This is a genomic window from Streptomyces sp. NBC_00376 (assembly GCF_036077095.1).
Taxonomy (GTDB): Bacteria; Actinomycetota; Actinomycetes; order Streptomycetales; family Streptomycetaceae; genus Streptomyces.
Window position 1 is genome coordinate 1,828,707 of the sequence record NZ_CP107960.1, and the last position, 18,850, is coordinate 1,847,556.

Consider the following 18,850-nt stretch of genomic DNA (forward strand, 5'->3'; position numbering starts at 1 on the left):
ACGGACTTGTACGCTCCACCCATGACCGTGACCTATGTGATCGAAGGTTCCCGGGTCACCGGCCTGGAGCAGTTCTGGAAAGTGATCGGCGAGGCCGTGAACGGCCCCGGCGGCTATTTCGGCCGCAACCTCGACGCCCTCGCGGACTGTCTCGGCGGCGGCATGGGCACGCCCGACGACGGCGACTTCGTCTTCGAGTGGCGGGATCACGCACTCTCCGCACGGGCCCTGGGCCATGAGGAGACGGCCCGCCATCTTCGGCGACGCCTGGAGCGGGTGCATCCCACCAACCGGCCCGCGACCCGGAAGCGGCTCGACGAGGCCCTGGCCGGGCGGGGGCCGACGCTCTTCGACCTGATCGTGGAGATCCTGGCGGACGGCGCGACGCCCGGCACGCTGCGGCTCGGGTGAATCCCGGGCCGTGTCCGGCGGACGAGAACCGGAGGACGGCACCGGCCGGCCGAGCGGGGTCATCACTCGGCCGGCCGGCACCATGGGGGTCGTAGGGATCAGAACTCGGTGGTGACCTTGGCGCCGTCGAACGCCTCGTTGCCGTAGAGGCTGATGAAGTGGTAGCCCGGCGTCGGGTTGTTGACGGTCAGGGTGTGCTCGTTGCCCGCCCCGACGGACTTGTCGGTGTAGACCTTGGTGGTCGCCCACTCCTTCGCGCTGTAGTAGAGGTCGGCGTCACCCGTGCCGCCGGACGCGGTGATCTTCAACTGGGTGGTGCCGGCCGGGATGACGACGGCCAGGTAGGCGTAGTCGCCCTTGACGGCCTTCAGCGCGCTGCGCATGCAGTTCTGGCCCAGCATCCTGGTGTCGGCGTCCTTGCACTCGGTGATCTCGCCGGGCGGGTTGGTGGACCCGCCGCCGCAGGCACCGGCCGCGCAGGCCGCCAGCCAGGTGTTCCAGTCGGCGTCGTAACGGCTGCCGATGGTCGACGTGAGCAGGGTTCGGGCGCCGTCCCAGTCACCCTTGCGGTAGAGGCCGAGCAGGGTGTCGACGTCGGAACGGTGGGATTCGAGCATGTAACGGACGGCCAGGTAGCCCCAGTTGTACACGCGGGTCTGGTCGGCGTTGTCGTAGGTGGTGTCGAACAGTGTGCGCAGGGTGTAGGTGCGGTTCGCAGCCTGGGCGATGGCGGCCTCGTAGTCGAGCTTGCGGTACGAGTAGGAGACGAACTCCGCGAAGCCCTCGACCCACCAGACGGTCGGCGTGGTCATTCCGGCACCGAAGTCGCCGTACATGTTGAAGCGGCCGTCGAGGTAGTGCGTGTACTCGTGGTTGAGGTTCCAGATCTGGAAGTCGGGGCGGGCCCACTCGGCCTCGTAGGCAATGAACCGGGGCTGGTTGCCCTCGGCCTTGGGGTCGCCCTCCAGGTACATGCCGCCGTTGTTGGTGTCGATGCCGAAGATCACACCGGCGTAGGTCTGGTAGTCGGTGCTGGAGTTGAAGGCGACGACCTCGATGGTCTTGTTGTTGTCGTCGGCGACAGCCCCGTTGTCCCGGGCCACCTCGTGGAAGTAGGCGTCCTGGTTGCGCAGGCTGGTGCAGCTGGCTTCGAGTTCCTCCGCGGTCATGTCCTGCGCCCGGATGGTGATGCTGTCGCTACAGGTGTGCTTCACCGGCAGGACGGCCTTCTCGAGACGCTCCGCGAGGTCACAGGCGCCGTAGGCCGCGCAGTTGTCCTTGTCGTAGGCGTCGACCATCTTGGCCAGATTGACCCAGAGCGAGGCGGTGGGGCCGTCGATGGAGCTCTTGCCCATCAAGTCGATCGCGAGCGGGCTCGCCTTGGCGCGCAGCGAGTCCTCCTTGAGGAAGCGGCCGAGCTCGAGTCCCGCGTTGGAGGCCAGGAACGACTGCTTGGTGCCCAGCAGGTCGAGGTGGTTCGCGGCGAAGTCGTGCAGGGAGTTCAGCACGCTGGAGTCGGCCTCGATGGCGCTGATGAACTCGGGCACCTGGTGACCGCGGAACATGACCGTGTACACGCTGTTCACGGCGTTGACCATGTACCAGGAGCTGTTGTACGACGCGTCGTAGCCGGCCAGCATCCGCTTGACGATGTTCAGGTAGCGGGCGTTCTCCTCGGCGCTGTCGATCAGGATGATCGCCTCGGACAGGCTCTCGCCGTTGGCGTCGGTGACGTCGAAGGCGTGCGAGGAGCCGAAGAAGCCGTCGAGCGCGCCCTGAATGGCCGTGCGCAGGCGCGGCCCGTACTCCCCGACGGTGTCGGGGTCGTAGTACTGCACGTAGTAGCCGGCCCGGAGGAAGAGAACGAGCTGGGGCATGCCGGTGCTGCCGTCACCGGGATAGGAGGCCGACGCGTCGCGCATCGCATCGGCGATGGTGACCATCTGGTCCTCGCGGAAGGCGTTGTAGCCGTCCTGGCCCTTGAGACGGAACAGCGTGTTGACGCAGTCGGTGGTCGCCGCCTTGACCTTCTCGACCAGGGCGCTTCCGGTGTTGTTGGTGAAATCGGTGGTGTTGCACTCGGCCGCGGCCCGGCCGGACTTCTTGGCGCGGGCCCGCTTCTCGGCCTTCATCGAAGGTGCCAGGTGGCTCGGAAGCACGCTGGCCGGGTCGTCGTAGTCCCTCTTGAGCGCGTCCTTGGACGCGGACAGCGGCGGCCGGTCGGCGGCCTTGAGCGACTTGCGTTCGACGTGAGCGGCATCGTCGGCGGGTGCCGTCAGCGCCTCGGCGGTGGGGCCGCCGGGGTCCTCGGTCCGGGGTTCCGTCCGCTTCTGGGCGGCGTCCAAGAAGTGGGCGGGCGCGGTCGACGCGGCGGGGCGTTGCTCAACGGCCTGGCTCGGTGCCGTGAACAGGCCCACGCCCAGGCATGCTGCCAGGACCACAGTGGACAATCCGGTTATTTTTTGCCGAACCCTCAGGTTCTTCACGTGCCGCCTCCCAGCGGAGTGGTGACCGCGCAACACGGCGCGGTTGTGGGGGAATGCAAGAGGTCGGTGACCGACCGGGTTTGAAGGCCTGAACTGCACTCACGTCGTGGCATGAGCACGGTTCCTTTCCCCTTGCGCGCTGTACAATGGCACATGTCACATGTTCTTTGGAACCCCTCTCACACACATTCATCCGCGCGACAACTTCTCGTCGCAGCAGGGGATATGACAGGCGGCCCCGAACGCGCCGGCCACCACCACCGGTTCCCCACCAGCGCGGCCCCTCGTCCCCGGAAAGCCGGAATTCCGGCCCCGGCCCCGGCCCCCGACCCCGGTCCCACAGAGCCCCCGAGGAGCAATGCCCGTGTCCCGTTCCTTCTCCGCGCCCCGCACCGGCAGCCACGATCTGCCGGTGTCACCCGCCCTGGACTCCTTCATGAGCACCGGGTGGGCCAAGTCCCCGCTGCCGACGGACCTTCGTGTCCCCTCCATCGACGCCACCCCGGCCCGCCGGGCCCGGCTGGCCGCCCGCTTCCCCGGCGAGCGGCTGATCATTCCGGCGGGCGCGCTCGCGGTCCGCTCCAACGACACCGACCACCGGTTCCGGCCGCACACCGGCTACGCCTGGCTCACCGGCCTCACCGGCGAGGACCAGGCCGGTCACGTCCTCGTACTCGAACCGGACGGCGACGAGCGGCACGAAGCGGTGCTGTACCTGCGGCCCCGGTCACCCCGCACCGGGCAGGAGTTCTACCGCGACCGCAGGTACGGGGAGTTCTGGGTCGGGCGCAGGCCCGACCTCGCGGAGGCAGCCCGTCTGACCGGCATCCGCTGCGCACATCTGGACGCCTGGGAGAAGCTGCTGACCGGGCCGCAGCCACCGGTGCGGGTACTGGCCGGCGTGGACCCGTCGGTCGACGAACTCCTGCGTTCCTGCCGCGGGTTCCCGCTCGGGCGCTCGGCACCGGCCGGGCTCGAAGCGGTGCTCAGTGAGCTCCGGCTCGTGAAGGACCCTTGGGAGACCGGCCAGTTGCAGCTGGCCGTCGATGCCACGGCGCTCGGCTTCGAGGACGTGGTGCGCAGCCTGCCGCAGGCGCTGCTCCACCCGCGCGGCGAACGCTGCATCGAGGGCGTCTTCGATCTCCGGGCCCGGCTGGAGGGGAACGGTCCGGGCTACTCCACGATCGCCGCAGCCGGTGCGCACGCCTGCGTACTGCACTGGATCCGCAACGACGGCCCGCTGGAACGCGATCAGTTGCTGCTGCTGGACGCCGGGGTGGAGACCGACTCGCTCTACACGGCCGACATCACCCGCACCCTGCCGCTGTCCGGCCGCTTCTCCCCCGTTCAGCGAACGGTCTACGAGCTGGTGCTCCGCGCACAGGACGCGGGCATCGCGGCGCTGCGTCCGGGGGCGCGGTTCCGTGACTTCCATCTGGCGGCCATGCGGGTCATCGCCGAAGGGCTGCACGAGTGGGGCGTGCTGCCGATGTCCGCGGACGAGGCGCTCGACGCGGACAACGGTTTCTACCGGCGGTACACGCTCTGCAGCAGCGGTCACATGCTCGGCATGGACGTGCACGACTGTGCGCAGGCACGTGCCGACACCTATCTGGACGGACGCCTGGAGCCCGGTCAGGTACTGACGGTGGAACCAGGGCTCTACCTCCAGCCCGACGACGAGACGCTGCCCCGGGCGCTGCGCGGGATCGGGGTGCGGATCGAGGACGACCTCGTGATCACCGCCGACGGCGCCCGCCTCATGTCGTCCGCGCTGCCGCGCACCGTCGACGGGATCGAGGAGTGGATGGGCTCGCTGCTGGAGTCCCAGGTATGAGACCTGAGCTTGAGACCTGGGCATGAGAGCCGGGCCCGATAGCCCGGTCTGAGAGCCGGGCCGTTCATCCCTTCAACGGCCGCCCGGTGGGGGCCGTTGAAGGGTGGGTCAGCCGCCGATCCAGGCCTTCCGCAGAGGAGCGGCGAATGCCGATCGGCGAACTGCGGACTGCGGGCTGCGGGCTGCGGATCAGGCCTCTGCGGCCGGCATCCTTACGCTTCTGATCCGCTTGCCACCTGCGCCCGTACCGTTGGGTTCATCCTCGGCCCAGAGATTCCTGACATGTGACATATGACCCAGCATGCACCGCTCCGCGCGCTCCGCATCGCCCGCGATCAGGACGTCGAGCAGCTGGGCATGCTCCTCCGCGGACTGGACCAACAGCCCGGATTCGTCGAGCCGGTTGAGCCCGAACAGACGCGACCGCTTGCGCAGATTGCCGACCTCCTCCACCAAGCGGCGGTTCCCCGCCAGGCCGAGCAGTTCGAGATGGAAGCGGCGGTCGGCCTCCAGGTAGCCGAGGATGTCGTGCTCGGCGGCGGCCGCGACGATCGCCTGGGCGAGTGGCCGCAGCGCCTCCAGCTCCTTGGTCCTGCCCATCCGGGCGATGCGGCCGATGGTGGGAACCTCGATCATCACCCGCAACTCGGTGAAGTCGTCCAGGTCCTGTTCGGTCAACTCCGTTATCCGGAAGCCCTTGTTGCGTACGGCTTCGACCAGGCCCTCACGTGCCAGGTCGAGCATGGCCTCGCGGACCGGGGTGGCGGACACCCCGAAGTCGGCGGCGAGCGCGGGAGCGGAGTAGATCACGCCCGGACGGAGCTCCCCTGCGATCAGGGCCGCCCTGAGGGCGTTGGCCACCTGGTCACGCAAGTGCTCCTGCGCGGAGATGGCGTTGAGCGTCGTCAGGCGGGCCATATCTGTTCCTCCAGCACCGTGCGGGGCCTCAGAATACAATGTCACGTTTCCGTCAGGTCCCGTCGCTCCGGAGCTGTGGACAACTCGCTCAGGGCGCCGAATCCCGGTGCACCGCGGCGGCGACGGCGAGGTCCTCCCAGCCCATTCCGACGCTCTTGAAGAACCGGGGGCCCTCGAAACGGGCCGACTCTCCGCCGGGGGCGCGACCGGTCACCAGCTCGGCGAGGTTGCCGTGGATGTCCTCGGCCCGGAAGGCCCCCTCCGCCATCGGGATCAGCAGATCGCCCGCCTCGGACAGCGCCGCCGACCGTGCTTCGACGAAGACGGCGGAGCGGGCCACCAGCGCGGTGTCGACCTCCCGGGCATCGGGGGTGTGCGAGCCGACCGCGACGACCGTCGCCCCGTCCGGTACGAGGGCGCCGTCGAACAGCGGAGTGGCGGAGGTAGTGCAGCAGAGCACCAGGTCGGCCGTGGAGACCTCCTTGGCGCCGGGCGCCTCCGCCGTACGGGCGTCCGTCCCGAGTCGACGGGCATGCGCTGCCAGCGCGTCGGCCCGCTGCGGATTGCGACCGACGACGGTGATCCGTTCGACCTGGCGTTCCGCGAGCACCGCCGTCAGGTGCGCGTACGCCTGGGGGCCCGTTCCGAAGAGCACGAGGTGGCGCACGACGGGCCCGGTGAGGTGGCGGATCGCGAGCGCGGACACGGCCGGGGTGCGCAGGGTGGTGAGCGCGGCCCCGTCCAGCAGGGCGAGCGGCAGCAGGGTGGGGGCGTCGAGCAGCAGATAGCTTCCGGTGATCCGGGGCAGGTCGCGCGCCGGGTTGGCCGGGGCCACCCCGGCGATCTTCACGCCGGTCACCTGCTGGGTGGTGGCGGGCATGATCAGCAGCTCCCCGCCGGGCACCGTGACATGGTGCCGGGCGGGGGCCGTCTCCGGATCCAGGCCCCCGCGCAGCGCCGCCTCCAGTGCGTCCACGGCTCCGGTCGGTCCCAGGGCCTCGATGTCGGCGGCGCCGAGCAGGGGCAGGTTCACAGCAGGAATCCTTCGGGAAAGGGGTCGGACGGGTTCAGGAAGAATTGTGCGGTACCGGTGATCCAGGCGCGGCCGGTGACGGTGGGGACCACGGCCGGCAGTCCGCCCACGGTGGTCTCCTGGACGAGACGTCCGGTGAACGAGGTGCCGATGAAGGACTCGTTCACGAAGTCGGTGTTCAGGGGGAGTTCACCGCGTGCGTGCAGCTGCGCCATACGGGCCGAGGTGCCGGTCCCGCAGGGCGAGCGGTCGAACCAGCCGGGGTGGATGGCCATCGCGTGCCGGGAGTGGCGGGCATCGGACCCGGGTGCGATGCACTGCACGTGCTTGAGGCCGTGGATGTCGTGGTTCTCCGGGTGGACGGGCCGGTCGGTGGCGTTGACCGCGTCCATCAGGGCGAGCCCGGCGGCCAGGATGTCGTCCTTGCGCGCCCGGTCGAAGGGCAGCCCGAGGTCGGAGAGGTGAACCATCGCGTAGAAGTTCCCGCCGTAGGCGAGGTCGTAGCGCAGCTTCCCGTAGCCGGGTACGTCGACCACCTGGTCGAGCGCGACGCTGAACGCCGGAACGTTGGTGATGGTCACGGCGGTGGCGGCGCCGTCCTTCACCTGTACGTCGACGCTGACGAGCCCGGCCGGGGTGTCCAGCCGCACGGTGGTGACGGGTTCAATGACCTCCACCATGCCGGTCTCCACCAGAACGGTCGCCACCCCGATGGTGCCGTGCCCGCACATCGGCAGATAGCCGGAGACCTCGATGAAGAGGACTCCGTAGTCCGCGTCCGGCCGGGTGGGCGGCTGGAGGATCGCGCCGCTCATGGAGGCGTGGCCGCGCGGTTCGTACATGAGCAGGGTGCGTACGGCGTCCCGGTGCTCCTGGAAGTAGCTGCGCCGTTCGGCCATCGTCGCACCGGGGATGGTGCCGATGCCTCCGGTGATGACGCGGGTGGGCATCCCCTCGGTGTGTGAGTCGACGGCATGGAAAATGTGACGTGTCTGCAAGGCTCCCCCTGATTGGTCACGGCGTGAACGAGAACGCGGGAACGGGAAGGAACGGGAAGAAACAGGATGGGCCGGGCTGGGCCGGGCAGCTCCCGGACCAGGCAGCGCCTGTTCCGGGCCTGGCGCGGCTCAGCCCGGACGTATGGGCGGGTGCCGGTCTCAGTGCAGGCCCTCGGCGAGTGCCTTCTCAGTCGCGGCGCGTACGGCGGCCGCGTCTTCGGCGGGGAGCGGGAACCGCGGCGGCCGGGTACGGCCGCCATGGCGGCCGGCGACGTCCATGGACGCCTTGATGGCCTGGACGAACTCCGGCTTCGAGTCCCACCTCAGCAGTTCGTGCAGTTCCCGGTACAGCGGCAGAGCAGTTGCCATGTCATCGGTGACTGCCGCCCGGTACAGAGCCACGCAGGAGGACGGCAACATGTTCGGACAACCCGCGATCCACCCGACGGCACCGGCCAGTGCCAGCTCCAGCAGTACGTCGTCGGCACCCACGAGCAGGTCGAGGCCGGGCGCCCGTTCGGCGATCTCGTACGCCCTGCGGACGTCACCGGTGAACTCCTTGACGGCCACGATGCTGCCGTCCTGGTGGAGGCGGGCAAGCAGGTCCGGAGTCAGGTCCACCTTGGTGTCGTACGGGTTGTTGTACGCGACGACCGGCACTCCGACTTCGGCCACGTCGGCGTAGTGGGCGCGCACCGCCGCATCGTCGCAGCGGTAGCCGTTGGGCGGCAGAAGGAGTACGGAACCGGCGCCCGCCTCGGCGGCCCGTTCCGTCCAGCGGCGTGCCTCCGCGCTGCCGTACGCGGAGACACCCGGCATGACGCGGCTGCCGTCACCCGCGGCTTCGACGGCGACCCGGACGATCTCGTCGCGTTCGTTGTCGGTCAGGGTCTGGTACTCCCCCAGTGAGCCGTTGGGCACCACTCCGTCGCAGCCCGCCTCGATGAGCTGGCGCACATGGGTGGCGTAGGCGTCGTAGTCGATGGTGCAGTCGTCGCGCAGGGTGAGCGGGGTGGCGACCATGACCCCGTGCCAGGGACGGGTGCGCGAGTCGGTGTTCGTCTGCATCGTGGCTCCTTGAGAGGTGTGACATGTCACGGTGTAGCGGAAAGTCGGAGGACAGTAGGTGGACGCGACGTTCCGTGGTGTGCGGGAACCTGTCACGGCGTGCCGTCGGGCTCCGGTTGGAGAACCGCCCGCGGTCTACCCGGGGCCGGACAGGTCGGCGAGCGTGGAAAGCTTCACGGGGCAGGCCAGCGGGCGCCGGTCCGGGCCGCCCGGCTCCCGCCCGGCGCCGTGCGCGGCGGCCAGTTCACGGACGGCGAATCCGCACGTCCGGCCCTGGCACCATCCCATTCCGGCCCGGGTGAGCAGTTTGGCGGTCCTGGTGTCACCGGCTCCCAGCTCCTCGCACGCCGTACGGATCCGGCCCGCGGTGACCTCTTCGCAGCGGCAGACCTCCGTGTCGCCGGTCAGCCACTCGCTCCAGCCGGGCCCCGGCCGGTGCACGGTCCCCATCAGCTCGGCGAAGGCCCGCAGACGGCGGCGGGAGCGGCGCAGCGCGACGGCTCTGCGCGCCTCCTGCCTCCGCACTCCGCCCTGTACCTCACGGGCGATGGACAGTGCTGCCAACTCGCCTTCGTACAAGGCGAGTTCCACACCGCCGACGCCACCGGTCTCGCCGGCCGCCCAGATCCCGGGGACGGTGGTCCTGAGCTGTTCGTCGAGGGTGACCGCGTGTGTGCCGTCAGGGCCCATGCGCGTACCGCAGCCGGCTGCCACGGCGAGTTCGAGCTGCGGCACGAGCCCATGCCCCACGGCGAGCGCGTCGCAGGCGATCCGGCGGCCGGTCCCCGCGACGGGGCGCCATCGACGGTCCACCCTGCTGACGGTCACCGCCTCCACCCGCTCGTCGCCGTGCACCTCGGTGACCGCCCGGTGGCTCAGCACCCGGACCCGGGCACGGGCCAGTTCCGCCCCGAAGCGGGCCCCTTCCGCCGCCTTGGCGGGGTTGGCGGCCAGCACCCGGGGAGCACGCGCGTACGCCCCGTACCCGGCGGCTTCGACCAGTGCCGGTACGCGTGCCCCCGCACGCGTCAGCGAGACGGCGACCGCCTGCAGCAGCGGCCCGCTGCCCGCGACCACGATGCGACGCCCCGGCAACGCCAGCCCGGACTTGAGCATGGCCTGAGCACCCGCCGCGCCCACCACTCCCGGAAGGGTCCAGCCCGGAAAGGGGAGTTGGCGCTCGTGGGCGCCCGTCGCCAGGATCACCCGGCGGGCCCGGACGGCGGTACGGGCCTCCTCGTCGGCTTCCCCGGTGACCGCGTGCAGGATCCAGTCCCCGTCACCGGTTCGTTCGACCGTCCACACCTGGTGGCGGGTGAGGTGGCGGATCGTGCCGGTGTCGCGGTGCGCGGCCAGCCGCGCGGAGAGTTCCGTGAAGGCGCGCCAGTTGTGGTGCAGGGCCTCGGGCCTGGTGGCGCCGAGCCCGTCGGCCGGGCTGCGGTAGTACTGCCCGCCGGGTGCGTCGGCCGCGTCCAGCAGGATCACGTCGAGCCCGTGGTCGGCGGCGGTGACGGCTGCGGCCAGGCCCGCCGGTCCCGCGCCCACCACGGCGATCGCGGCGCGGTCGGTCTCCCGCGCCCGGGGCTCATCCGTCGAGTGCGGCATGACCGTCGCCCTCCTGCGTGGTGATGGCGTCGCCCGGTCCCGCGGGCAGCAGGCAGGCACGCTGGTTGGGCCGGCCGTTGACGGTGGCCAGGCAGTCGTAGCAGGCGCCGATACCGCAGAAGGCGCCGCGCGGGCGGCCGTTGACCCGGGTGGTGCGCCAGGTCAGGATGCCCGCCGACCAGAGTGCGGCGGCGATGGTCTGGCCCGGCAGTCCGCGGATCGGGCGGCCATCGAAGGTCAGCTGGAACTCCGGTTCGGGCGCGGCCCCGACGAGTTCGGCGGGGGTACGTGCGCGGGTGCGTCTCACTGGGTCCTCTCCTGGGGCACGGGCGCCCCGTTCTCCACCGTCATGTGACATCGCACGTGGCATCGACTGTGGCATCACCTGTGGCATCGAACCGGTCGGGGGCGAACGGTCCGAGATCGAGTGCGGGCCGCTCTCCCTGGATCGCGTCGGCGATCAGCAGCCCGGTCACGGGTGCCAGCCCGATCCCGGCCCCCTCATGGCCGCAGGCGTGGAAGAGCCCCGGCACTCGGGGGTCCGGTCCGATCGCGGGGAGGTGATCGGGCAGGTAGGGGCGGAATCCGTGGTAGGCGCGCATCACCCGCACATCGGCGAGTACGGGGAAGAGCGCGGCGGCCCCGGCCGCCAGCCGGGCCACCACCGGAACGGACAACGTCCGGTCGAAGCCGACACGTTCGCGGCTCGCCCCGATGAGCACCGGCCCCGAGGGCGTGCCCTCCACCACGGGCGAGGTCTGGAGCGCCGCGGACCCGCTCGACACGTCGCCCACGTACTCCGCTGCGTAGACCTTGTGCCGGATCAGCCGGGGCAGTGGTTCGGTGACCAGTACGAACCCTCTGCGGGGCAGGACCGGCAGGTTCACCCCTGCCAGTGCGGCCAGGTCGCCTCCCCAGGTGCCCGCCGCGTTGACCACGACGGGGGCGCGCAGTTCGCCCCTTGTCGTACGTACCCCGCGTACGGCGCCCTCCCGGTCCCTGAGTATCCCGACCACCTCCTCCCCTGGGCACACGTGCGCACCGGCACGGACCGCCGAACGCAGCAACTCAGCTGCCGCCAGGCCTGGTTGGACCTGGGCATCCTGCGGGTAGTGGCAGCCGCCGGCCAGGTCCGGTGCGAGGTGGGGCTCGATGTCGCGGAGGCGGTCGGATGCGATGGCATGCGCCTCGACACCCGCCGCCCGCTGACCGGCGGCGGTCGCGGACAGGGTGGTCAGGGAGTCCTCGGAGGCGGCGACGACCACGCCGCCCTTGAGCTCGTACTCGATTTCCGGGGGCAGCTCCTCGGCCAGTTGCCGCCACAGCGAGGCGGAGAGCAGGGCCAGTTCCAACTCCGGTCCAGGCACTTTGTCGGAGACCAGGAGGTTGCCCTCGCCGGCTCCGGTAGTGCCGCCGGAGACCGGCCCGCGGTCGACGACGGCTACGGACAGTCCGGACCGGGAGGTGTAGTAGGCGCAGGCAGCACCGACCATTCCGGCCCCGACGATGACGACATCCACGGGGTGTCTCGTGAGCACGGCAGTAATATGTCACATTGCTCAAGGGTCGCCAAGGGTGCGCACAGGGCCGGTTGATCAATCCTCACCCCGTCGCGCCACCCGCAGGGGTGCCGGAGCGGCCGCCGGGGAAGTGGAGCCATGACACCCGCAGGCGCCGACCCCTGGAGCCGTGATGCATGACGACCGCACCCTGGTGGAGGACCGCCTCGAACGCGCCCTTCACCAGTTCATCCGCCCCGCCCAGTACCCGGACCGCACGCCGCTCGCGCTCTCCGTCCGGCACATCCCCGGCGAACCCGTTCCGGTGGCTCAGGTCCTCCAGGAGCCGTTCGAGCCGTTCCGCACCGGCACCGAGTGGGGGAGGCCCTGGTCCACCAGCTGGTTCCGGCTGGAGGGAACCGTGCCATCGGAGTGGGCGGGTCGGCGGGTCGAGGTGGTCGTGGACCCCGGTTTCTCCGGTCAGGGGCCGGGGTTCCAGGCCGAGGGCATGCTGTACGACACCTCGGGCGTCCCCATCAAGGGCATCCATCCGCGCAATCGCCATCTGACGGTGGCCTCCCCGGCGGCGGGCGGCGAGCCGGTCTCGCTGCTGCTGGAGGCGGCGGCCAACCCCGCCGTACTGGAACACGGCTTCGTGCCGACCCCGCTCGGGGACGTGACGACGGCGGGTGACCGGCCGCTCTACCGGTTCGCCTCCGCCGAGCTGGCGGTGCTGGACGAGGAGGTCTGGCATCTGGTCCTGGACATCGAGGTGCTCTCCGAGCTGATGCGGGAGCTGCCCGTCGAGCGTTCCCGGCGCCACGAGATCCTGCGCTCGCTGGAGCGCATGCTCGACGCGCTGGATCTGCACGACGTGGCGGGCACGGCGCGGGCCGGCCGGGACGAGCTGACCGAAGCGCTGTCCCGCCCCGCCGCGGCGAGCGCGCACCGGATCTCGGCCGCCGGTCATGCGCACATCGACTCGGCGTGGCTGTGGCCGCTGCGCGAGACGGTGCGCAAGGCCTCGCGCACCTTCGCCAATGTCACCGCGCTGGCCCAGGACTACCCGGAGCTGGTCTTCGCCGCCTCGCAGGCCCAGCAGTACGCCTGGGTGAAGGAGCACCAGCCGCACATCTGGGAGCGGATCGAGCGGGCCGTGGCGGACGGGCAGTGGGCGCCCGTGGGGTCGATGTGGGTGGAGTCCGATGCCAACATGCCCGGTGGCGAGGCGCTGGCCCGGCAGCTCGTGCACGGCAAGAGGTTCTTCGAGCAGGAGCTGGGGGTGGAGACCGAGGAGATCTGGCTGCCGGACTCCTTCGGCTACACGGCCGCCTTCCCGCAACTGGCCCGGCTGGCGGGGGTGAAGTGGTTCCTGGCCCAGAAGCTGTCCTGGAACCAGAGCAATAAAATGCCACATCACACCTTCTGGTGGGAGGGCATCGACGGGACCAGGGTCTTCACCCACTTCCCGCCCGTGGACACGTACAACGCCCAGTTCCACGGCGGCGAACTCGCCCACGCCGAACGCAACTTCGCCGAGAAGGGGCTCGCTACCCGCTCCCTCGTCCCGTTCGGCTGGGGTGACGGCGGGGGCGGGCCCACCCGCGAGATGCTGGAGAAGGCGCGCAGGCTCAAGGACCTGGAGGGTTCACCGAGGGTCGCCATCGAGCGGCCGGCGGCGTTCTTCGCGGCGGCACAGGAGGAATACGGAGAGCAGGCTCCGGTCTGGTCGGGCGAGCTGTACCTGGAGCTGCACCGCGCCACGTACACCACCCAGGCCAAGACCAAACAGGGCAACCGCCGCAGCGAACACCTGCTCCGCGAGGCCGAGTTGTGGGCCACGGCAGCCGCCCTGCGCAACTCCGCCCCCGGCCGGGGCTACGCATATCCCTACGAGAGGCTGGACCGGCTGTGGAAGACGGTCCTGCTGCATCAGTTCCACGACATCCTGCCCGGCTCGTCGATCGCCTGGGTGCACCGCGAGGCCCGCGAGACCTATGGGCGGGTACGTGCGGAACTGGCGGATCTGGTGGCGGACGCGGTGGCGGCACTGGGCGGCGCCCAGGGTCTGGTGGCGCTCAACTCGTCCCCGTACCACCGCCGCGAAGTGGTCGAGCTGGACGCGGAGGCGAGCGCGGTGCTGCCCTCCGGCGCGCGGGTGCAGCACCTGGGCGACGGCCGGACGGCGGTACTGGCCGACGCACCGGGGCTCGGCGCGGGTCCGCTGGACGGTTCGGCGGTGCCGGAGCACCCCGTCAGCGCGGCCGGTTCCGCGGACGAGGGGCTCGTGCTCGACAACGGGCTGCTGCGAGTGGTGATCGACGGCGACGGACTGATCGCCGCCGTCCGCGATCTCGGCGCGGGGCGGGACGTCCTCGTCCCCGGCCACCGGGCCAACCTCCTCCAGTTGCACCCCGATCACCCCAACCACTGGGACGCCTGGGACATCGACCGGCACTACCGCCACACCCGGACCGATCTCACCGGCGCCGACTCCATCGAGCTGGTGGAGGAAGGTCCGCTGCGGGCCGCGGTCCGTGTCCGGCGCTCCTTCGGGCAGTCACATGTCACACAGGACATTCAGCTGAGCGCGGGCAGCCGCCGGATCGACATCGACACCGAGGTCGACTGGCGGGAGTCGGAGAAGGTCCTCAAGGCGGCGTTCCCGCTCGATGTGCACGCCGAACGCTCCACGTCCGAGATCCAGTTCGGCCATGTCCACCGCCCGACGCACGACAACACCGGCTGGGACGCCGCCCGTTTCGAGATCTGTGCCCACCGCTGGCTGCGGGTCGCCGAGCCGGGGTACGGCGTCACATTGCTCAACGACTCGACGTACGGGCACGACGTGACCCGGACCCCGCACGGTTCGGGCCTCGGCACGACCGTACGGCTGACGCTGCTGCGCGCCCCGCACTGCCCCGACCCGGAGACCGATCTCGGCCGGCACCGGTTCGGCTACGCGCTGGCGCCGGGCGGCGAGATCACCGACGCGGTACGGGAGGGGCTCGCGCTCAACCTGCCGCTGCGGGCGGCGGTGGCGCCGACTCTGCCGTCGCTGGCCGACACGGGGCATCCGGCGGTGACGGTCGAGTCGGTGAAGCTCGCCGAGGACCGCAGCGGCGATGTGATCGTGCGGCTGTACGAGTCGGCGGGCGGCCGCGCCGGCACCACGCTGCGGGTCGGCTTCCCCGTCGTCCGGGCCACGGTCACCGACCTGCTGGAACGACCGCTGCGCGAGGCGGAGACCGACGAACACGGTCTCGTACTGTCGCTGCGGCCGTTCCAGATCCTGACACTGCGGCTCACTCCGGCCTGACACCGCTGCCGCCCCCGGTCTGACGGCTGCGGCCGCCCCCGGCCTGATCCGGGCGCGAGCCGCCGGTTCAGGGGCGGGGCACGTTCCGCAGGTTGGAGCGGGCCATCTGGACCATCCGGCCCACTCCCCCGTCCAGCACGATCTTGCTCGCTGAGAGCGCGAAACCGGTCACCATCTCGGCGCTGATCTTCGGCGGGATGGAGAGGGCATTGGGGTCGGTGACGACATCGACGAGCGCCGGGCCCTTGTGCTTGAAGGCGTCCTTGAGGGCGCCTTCGAGCTGCTTGGGCTTCTCCACCCGCACCCCGTACGCCCCGGATGCTCGGGCGATGGCCGCGAAGTCCGGGTTCTTGTTGGCCGTCCCGAACGACGGCAGGCCAGCGACCAGCATCTCCAACTCGACCATGCTCAGCGATGAGTTGTTGAACAGTACGACCTTCACCGGCAGGTCGTACTGCACCAATGTCAGGAAGTCCCCCATCAGCATGGTGAATCCGCCGTCGCCGGACATCGAGACCACCTGGCGGTTCCGGTCGGTGAACTGGGCGCCGATGGCCTGCGGAAGCGCGTTGGCCATCGAGCCGTGGCTGAACGATCCGATGACACGACGCTTGCCGTTGGGTGAGAGATACCGTGCGGCCCATACATTGCACATACCGGTGTCCACGGTGAACACGGCGTCGTCGTCGGCCAGTTCGTCCAGCACCGAGGCGACGTACTCCGGATGGATCGGGACGTGCTTCTCGACCTTGCGGGTGTACGCCTTGACCACGCCCTCCAGCGCGTCGGCGTGCTTCTTCAGCATCCGGTCGAGGAACTTGCGGTCGGTCTTGGCCTTCACCTGCGGGGTCAGACAGCGCAGGGTCTCGCGGACATCTCCCCAGACCGCCAGATCCAGCTTGGAACGGCGGCCCAGGTGCTCGGGGCGCACATCGACCTGGACGATCTTCACATCGGTCGGGAGGAAGGCGTTGTACGGGAAGTCGGTGCCGAGCAGGATGAGGAGATCGCACTCGTTGGTCGCCTCGTAGGCGGCGCCGTAGCCGAGCAGACCGCTCATCCCGACGTCGTACGGGTTGTCGTACTGGATCCACTCCTTGCCGCGCAGCGCGTGCCCGACCGGGGCCTTCACCCGTTCGGCGAACTCCATCACCTCTGCGTGGGCGCCGGCCGTTCCGCTGCCGCAGAACAATGTGACACGTTTCGCCTCGTCGACCATCCGGCGGAGCTTGTCGATCTCCTCGTCACCGGGCCGGACCGTCGGCCGCGAGGTGACCAGTGCGTGCTCGACGGACTTCTCCGGAGCAGGCTGCGATGCAATGTCACCCGGCATCGTGACGACGCTGACCCCGCCCCGGCCGATCGCGTGCTGAATGGCCGTCTGGAGCAGCCGGGGCATCTGCTGCGGATTGGAGATCATCTCGTTGTAGTGGCTGCACTCCTGGAAGAGCAGCTCCGGATGGGTCTCCTGGAAGTAGCCGAGCCCGATCTCGCTCGACGGGATGTGCGAGGCGAGGGCGAGCACGGGGGCCATGGAACGGTGGGCGTCGTAGAGGCCGTTGATGAGGTGCAGATTGCCGGGGCCGCACGATCCGGCGCAGGCCGCCAGCGAGCCCGTGATCTGGGCCTCCGCACCGGCGGCGAAAGCGGCGGTCTCCTCGTGACGGACCTGGATCCAGTCGATGGCCCGGTTACGGCGGATGGCGTCGACGACCGGGTTGAGGCTGTCGCCGACGACGCCGTACATACGCTTGACCCCCGCCCGTACGAGGATGTCGACGAACTGCTCCGACACGTTCTGCTTGGCCATGGGTGCGTACCCTTTCCGCGCTTCGGCTTCCGGACTCCGCATCCATCAACCCATGGCCCGCGCGGTTACGCCTCCCAGACACCCACGCCCGTACGGTCGTCGGAGTACCCCTTCACCCGGAGCTGGGTGTCCGCGAGGAACGCCACGAGCCCGGGTGCCCCTTCGGAGGCCCAGCGTCCGGCGAGTTCCTGGGCGAGGGCGGGCTCGCCGCGCAGCGGTTCGGCCAGTCCGGGGCTGCACAGCAACAGCGTGTCTCCCGGCCGGGCCACCGAGCCCCGGAAGCGGAACGGTTCTGCGGGCGGATCGGGCGGGCCGGGCGGGGCCTCTGCATGGGGCGGCGCGGATGTGGTGACGGCCAGATCCATGGTGAGGCGGTCACCGTCGGGGCCGCTCTCGGCGAACCCGGACCCGGCTTCGACCCCGGACCCGGACCCGGCCCCTGCTTTGACCCCGGCCACAGCCGCGGCTCCGGCTCCGGACCTGGGGTCCGTGCCGCGGCCACCGGCTGCCGGGACCACCGGTTCGAGGTCCTGCCATACGCCGTCACGCAGCCGGAAGAGTCCACCGGCGCCGATGCCGAAGAAGATCCGGGTGCGGCAGTCGGGGTCCGCCGACAGCAGGAGGCAGCGCAGGCCCGCCGTGTACTGATGCGGCTCCACCCCCAGCTCGGCGGCGCGGGCCCGCAGCTTGCCGTACGTGCGGTCGGCGAGACGGTGCAGTCCGGATTTGAGCTCTCCGCGGCGGCCCGCCCTTATGTCCTCGGAGAGCCGGGCGTGGCTGCGGCCGACCGCTGAGCCGATCCAGCGGCAGGCGTCGGCCGCCGCCAGATGTGCCGATTCGGTGGCGCGGGCCCCGGTGGCGACGGCGACCAGGACCAGGGCGTGTTCGTCGGTGCCGAAGCGGGCGGTGAGCAGGGCGTCGCGGCGGGGCTCGCCTCGGAACCGCGCGGAGTCCCCGCGCACGGAGGCGGCGCGCAGGGTGTACGTGCCGTAGCGGGCGCCGTCGAGCGCGGTGTCGGCGACGATGCCCTCCAGCTCCTGCGGGACGGTGGCGGGCAGCGCGGTGGGTTCGGCGTCGTAGGTCGGCGGCCGGTCACCCACATGGCCGATCACGGGGCGGGAGACGGGGCCGGATTCGCGTTCGGCCTCCGGTGCGGGTGCGACGGAATCGGCGGGTGCGGTCGGTGCGACGGGTGTGCCCGGTGCGACGGGTGCAGTGGACGCGACGGGTGAGGTGGACGCGACGGGTGAGGTGGACGCGGTCGATGCGGTGACGGGTGCCTGCGAGGCGGCGGGTTTCCCGGCGACCGGCCGCCTGGGCAGCGGCGGCACCGACGGGGGAGACGGAGCAGACGGCGGAGACGGCGGGGGCGGCGGACCCGCGGGAACCGGCGGGACGACGAAGGTACGCGGCTGCGTCGGGCCGACCGGAGGCGCCCCCGGCGCACGTACGGTCGCGGCGGGCGGCTCCCACGGAGCACGCTCCCGTACCGCCCCCTCCCGCACCGCACGCTCCCCCGCCGGCCGGGGCACCCCCACCGTCCCCGGCTCGGACGCCTCCGCCGCCCCCGCCTCGGGCGGCGCCCCCGCACCCCCGCCGGGTCCGCCGTCGGCTCCCCCGCCTCCGCCCGGACCCAACGCTTCCGACGCCGAGTCGAATCGCTCGTCGAGGCTGTCCGGGTCGTCGAGGCTGTCGGCCGCGTCGCTCGTCCCAATGTCCCGGGCGTTCTCGTCGTACAGCCTGCGCCACCAGTCGTCCTCGTGGGCGGCGGGCTTCTCCCCCTGCTGACTCATGTCCTTATTGTCGACCGCGGGGGCCGTACGAAAACGGGTCATCCGGAAATAGTGGCCCCGGACATGGGTCCGC

At 70.7% G+C, this 18,850-nt stretch carries 13 protein-coding genes; 3 read left to right on the plus strand and 10 right to left on the minus strand.

Features of this window, described 5'->3' with window-relative positions:
* The first annotated feature begins 21 nt into the window (after nucleotides 1-21).
* Nucleotides 22-411 (plus strand): barstar family protein, encoded by a 390-nt coding sequence (locus OG842_RS08220; RefSeq protein WP_266728889.1) that lies wholly within the window; start codon nucleotides 22-24, stop codon nucleotides 409-411.
* 98 nt (nucleotides 412-509) lie between these two features.
* On the opposite strand, the gene OG842_RS08225 is transcribed toward OG842_RS08220, so the two are convergent.
* Nucleotides 510-2,897: a M9 family metallopeptidase gene (locus OG842_RS08225; protein WP_443063971.1), complete on the minus strand. Its 2,388-nt coding sequence runs from the start codon at nucleotides 2,895-2,897 to the stop codon at nucleotides 510-512.
* Nucleotides 2,898-3,255: 358 nt separating this feature from the next.
* Here OG842_RS08225 and OG842_RS08230 point away from each other — a divergent pair, with 358 nt between their 5' ends.
* The gene (locus tag OG842_RS08230) at nucleotides 3,256-4,734 is read left to right on the plus strand and encodes an aminopeptidase P family protein (protein WP_266728893.1); all 1,479 of its coding nucleotides are present in this window, start codon (nucleotides 3,256-3,258) and stop codon (nucleotides 4,732-4,734) included.
* Nucleotides 4,735-4,923: 189 nt separating this feature from the next.
* Here OG842_RS08230 and OG842_RS08235 read toward each other — a convergent pair whose 3' ends face one another.
* The 7 genes from OG842_RS08235 to OG842_RS08265 form a co-directional block, all read right to left on the minus strand.
* Entirely contained in the window at nucleotides 4,924-5,652 is a 729-nt protein-coding gene (locus tag OG842_RS08235; RefSeq protein ID WP_266728895.1) for a GntR family transcriptional regulator, read from the minus strand.
* An 88-nt stretch (nucleotides 5,653-5,740) separates the two neighbouring features.
* Entirely contained in the window at nucleotides 5,741-6,685 is a 945-nt protein-coding gene (locus OG842_RS08240; protein WP_266728897.1) for an ornithine cyclodeaminase family protein, read from the minus strand.
* Nucleotides 6,682-7,683 (minus strand): proline racemase family protein, encoded by a 1,002-nt coding sequence (locus tag OG842_RS08245; RefSeq protein ID WP_328512160.1) that lies wholly within the window; start codon nucleotides 7,681-7,683, stop codon nucleotides 6,682-6,684. Before OG842_RS08245 ends, OG842_RS08240 begins: the two co-directional genes overlap by 4 nt.
* 159 nt (nucleotides 7,684-7,842) lie before the next feature.
* Nucleotides 7,843-8,751: a dihydrodipicolinate synthase family protein gene (locus OG842_RS08250; RefSeq protein ID WP_328512161.1), complete on the minus strand. Its 909-nt coding sequence runs from the start codon at nucleotides 8,749-8,751 to the stop codon at nucleotides 7,843-7,845.
* Between the two features lie 135 nt (nucleotides 8,752-8,886).
* A complete protein-coding gene (locus tag OG842_RS08255) occupies nucleotides 8,887-10,356 on the minus strand; it encodes an FAD/NAD(P)-dependent oxidoreductase (RefSeq protein ID WP_328512162.1) in 1,470 nt (489 codons plus the stop codon).
* On the minus strand, nucleotides 10,337-10,663 hold the full coding sequence (locus OG842_RS08260) for a (2Fe-2S)-binding protein (protein WP_266728904.1): 327 nt from the start codon (nucleotides 10,661-10,663) through the stop codon (nucleotides 10,337-10,339). Before OG842_RS08260 ends, OG842_RS08255 begins: the two co-directional genes overlap by 20 nt.
* A 40-nt stretch (nucleotides 10,664-10,703) precedes the next feature.
* Nucleotides 10,704-11,894, minus strand: a complete 1,191-nt coding sequence (locus tag OG842_RS08265) for an NAD(P)/FAD-dependent oxidoreductase (protein ID WP_266728906.1) — start codon at nucleotides 11,892-11,894, stop codon at nucleotides 10,704-10,706.
* 154 nt (nucleotides 11,895-12,048) lie between these two features.
* Between OG842_RS08265 and OG842_RS08270 the strand changes: the two genes are divergently transcribed.
* Nucleotides 12,049-15,174, plus strand: a complete 3,126-nt coding sequence (locus tag OG842_RS08270) for an alpha-mannosidase (protein ID WP_328512163.1) — start codon at nucleotides 12,049-12,051, stop codon at nucleotides 15,172-15,174.
* A 67-nt stretch (nucleotides 15,175-15,241) separates the two neighbouring features.
* Here the strand turns inward: OG842_RS08270 and OG842_RS08275 are convergent, their stop codons facing one another.
* The gene (locus OG842_RS08275; RefSeq protein ID WP_266728909.1) at nucleotides 15,242-16,984 is read right to left on the minus strand and encodes a pyruvate dehydrogenase; all 1,743 of its coding nucleotides are present in this window, start codon (nucleotides 16,982-16,984) and stop codon (nucleotides 15,242-15,244) included.
* Nucleotides 16,985-17,049: 65 nt separating this feature from the next.
* A complete protein-coding gene (locus OG842_RS08280) occupies nucleotides 17,050-18,777 on the minus strand; it encodes a protein phosphatase 2C domain-containing protein (protein WP_266728910.1) in 1,728 nt (575 codons plus the stop codon).
* Nucleotides 18,778-18,850 lie beyond the last annotated feature (73 nt).

Coding starts and splice junctions, on each gene's coding strand:
- OG842_RS08220 (WP_266728889.1), top strand. CDS start 22: ATGACCGTGACCTATGTGATCGAAGGTTCCCGGGTCACCGGCCTGGAG.
- OG842_RS08230 (WP_266728893.1), top strand. CDS start 3,256: ATGCCCGTGTCCCGTTCCTTCTCCGCGCCCCGCACCGGCAGCCACGAT.
- OG842_RS08235 (WP_266728895.1), bottom strand. CDS start 5,652: ATGGCCCGCCTGACGACGCTCAACGCCATCTCCGCGCAGGAGCACTTG.
- OG842_RS08250 (WP_328512161.1), bottom strand. CDS start 8,751: ATGCAGACGAACACCGACTCGCGCACCCGTCCCTGGCACGGGGTCATG.
- OG842_RS08255 (WP_328512162.1), bottom strand. CDS start 10,356: ATGCCGCACTCGACGGATGAGCCCCGGGCGCGGGAGACCGACCGCGCC.
- OG842_RS08270 (WP_328512163.1), top strand. CDS start 12,049: ATGCATGACGACCGCACCCTGGTGGAGGACCGCCTCGAACGCGCCCTT.
- OG842_RS08275 (WP_266728909.1), bottom strand. CDS start 16,984: ATGGCCAAGCAGAACGTGTCGGAGCAGTTCGTCGACATCCTCGTACGG.
- OG842_RS08280 (WP_266728910.1), bottom strand. CDS start 18,777: ATGAGTCAGCAGGGGGAGAAGCCCGCCGCCCACGAGGACGACTGGTGG.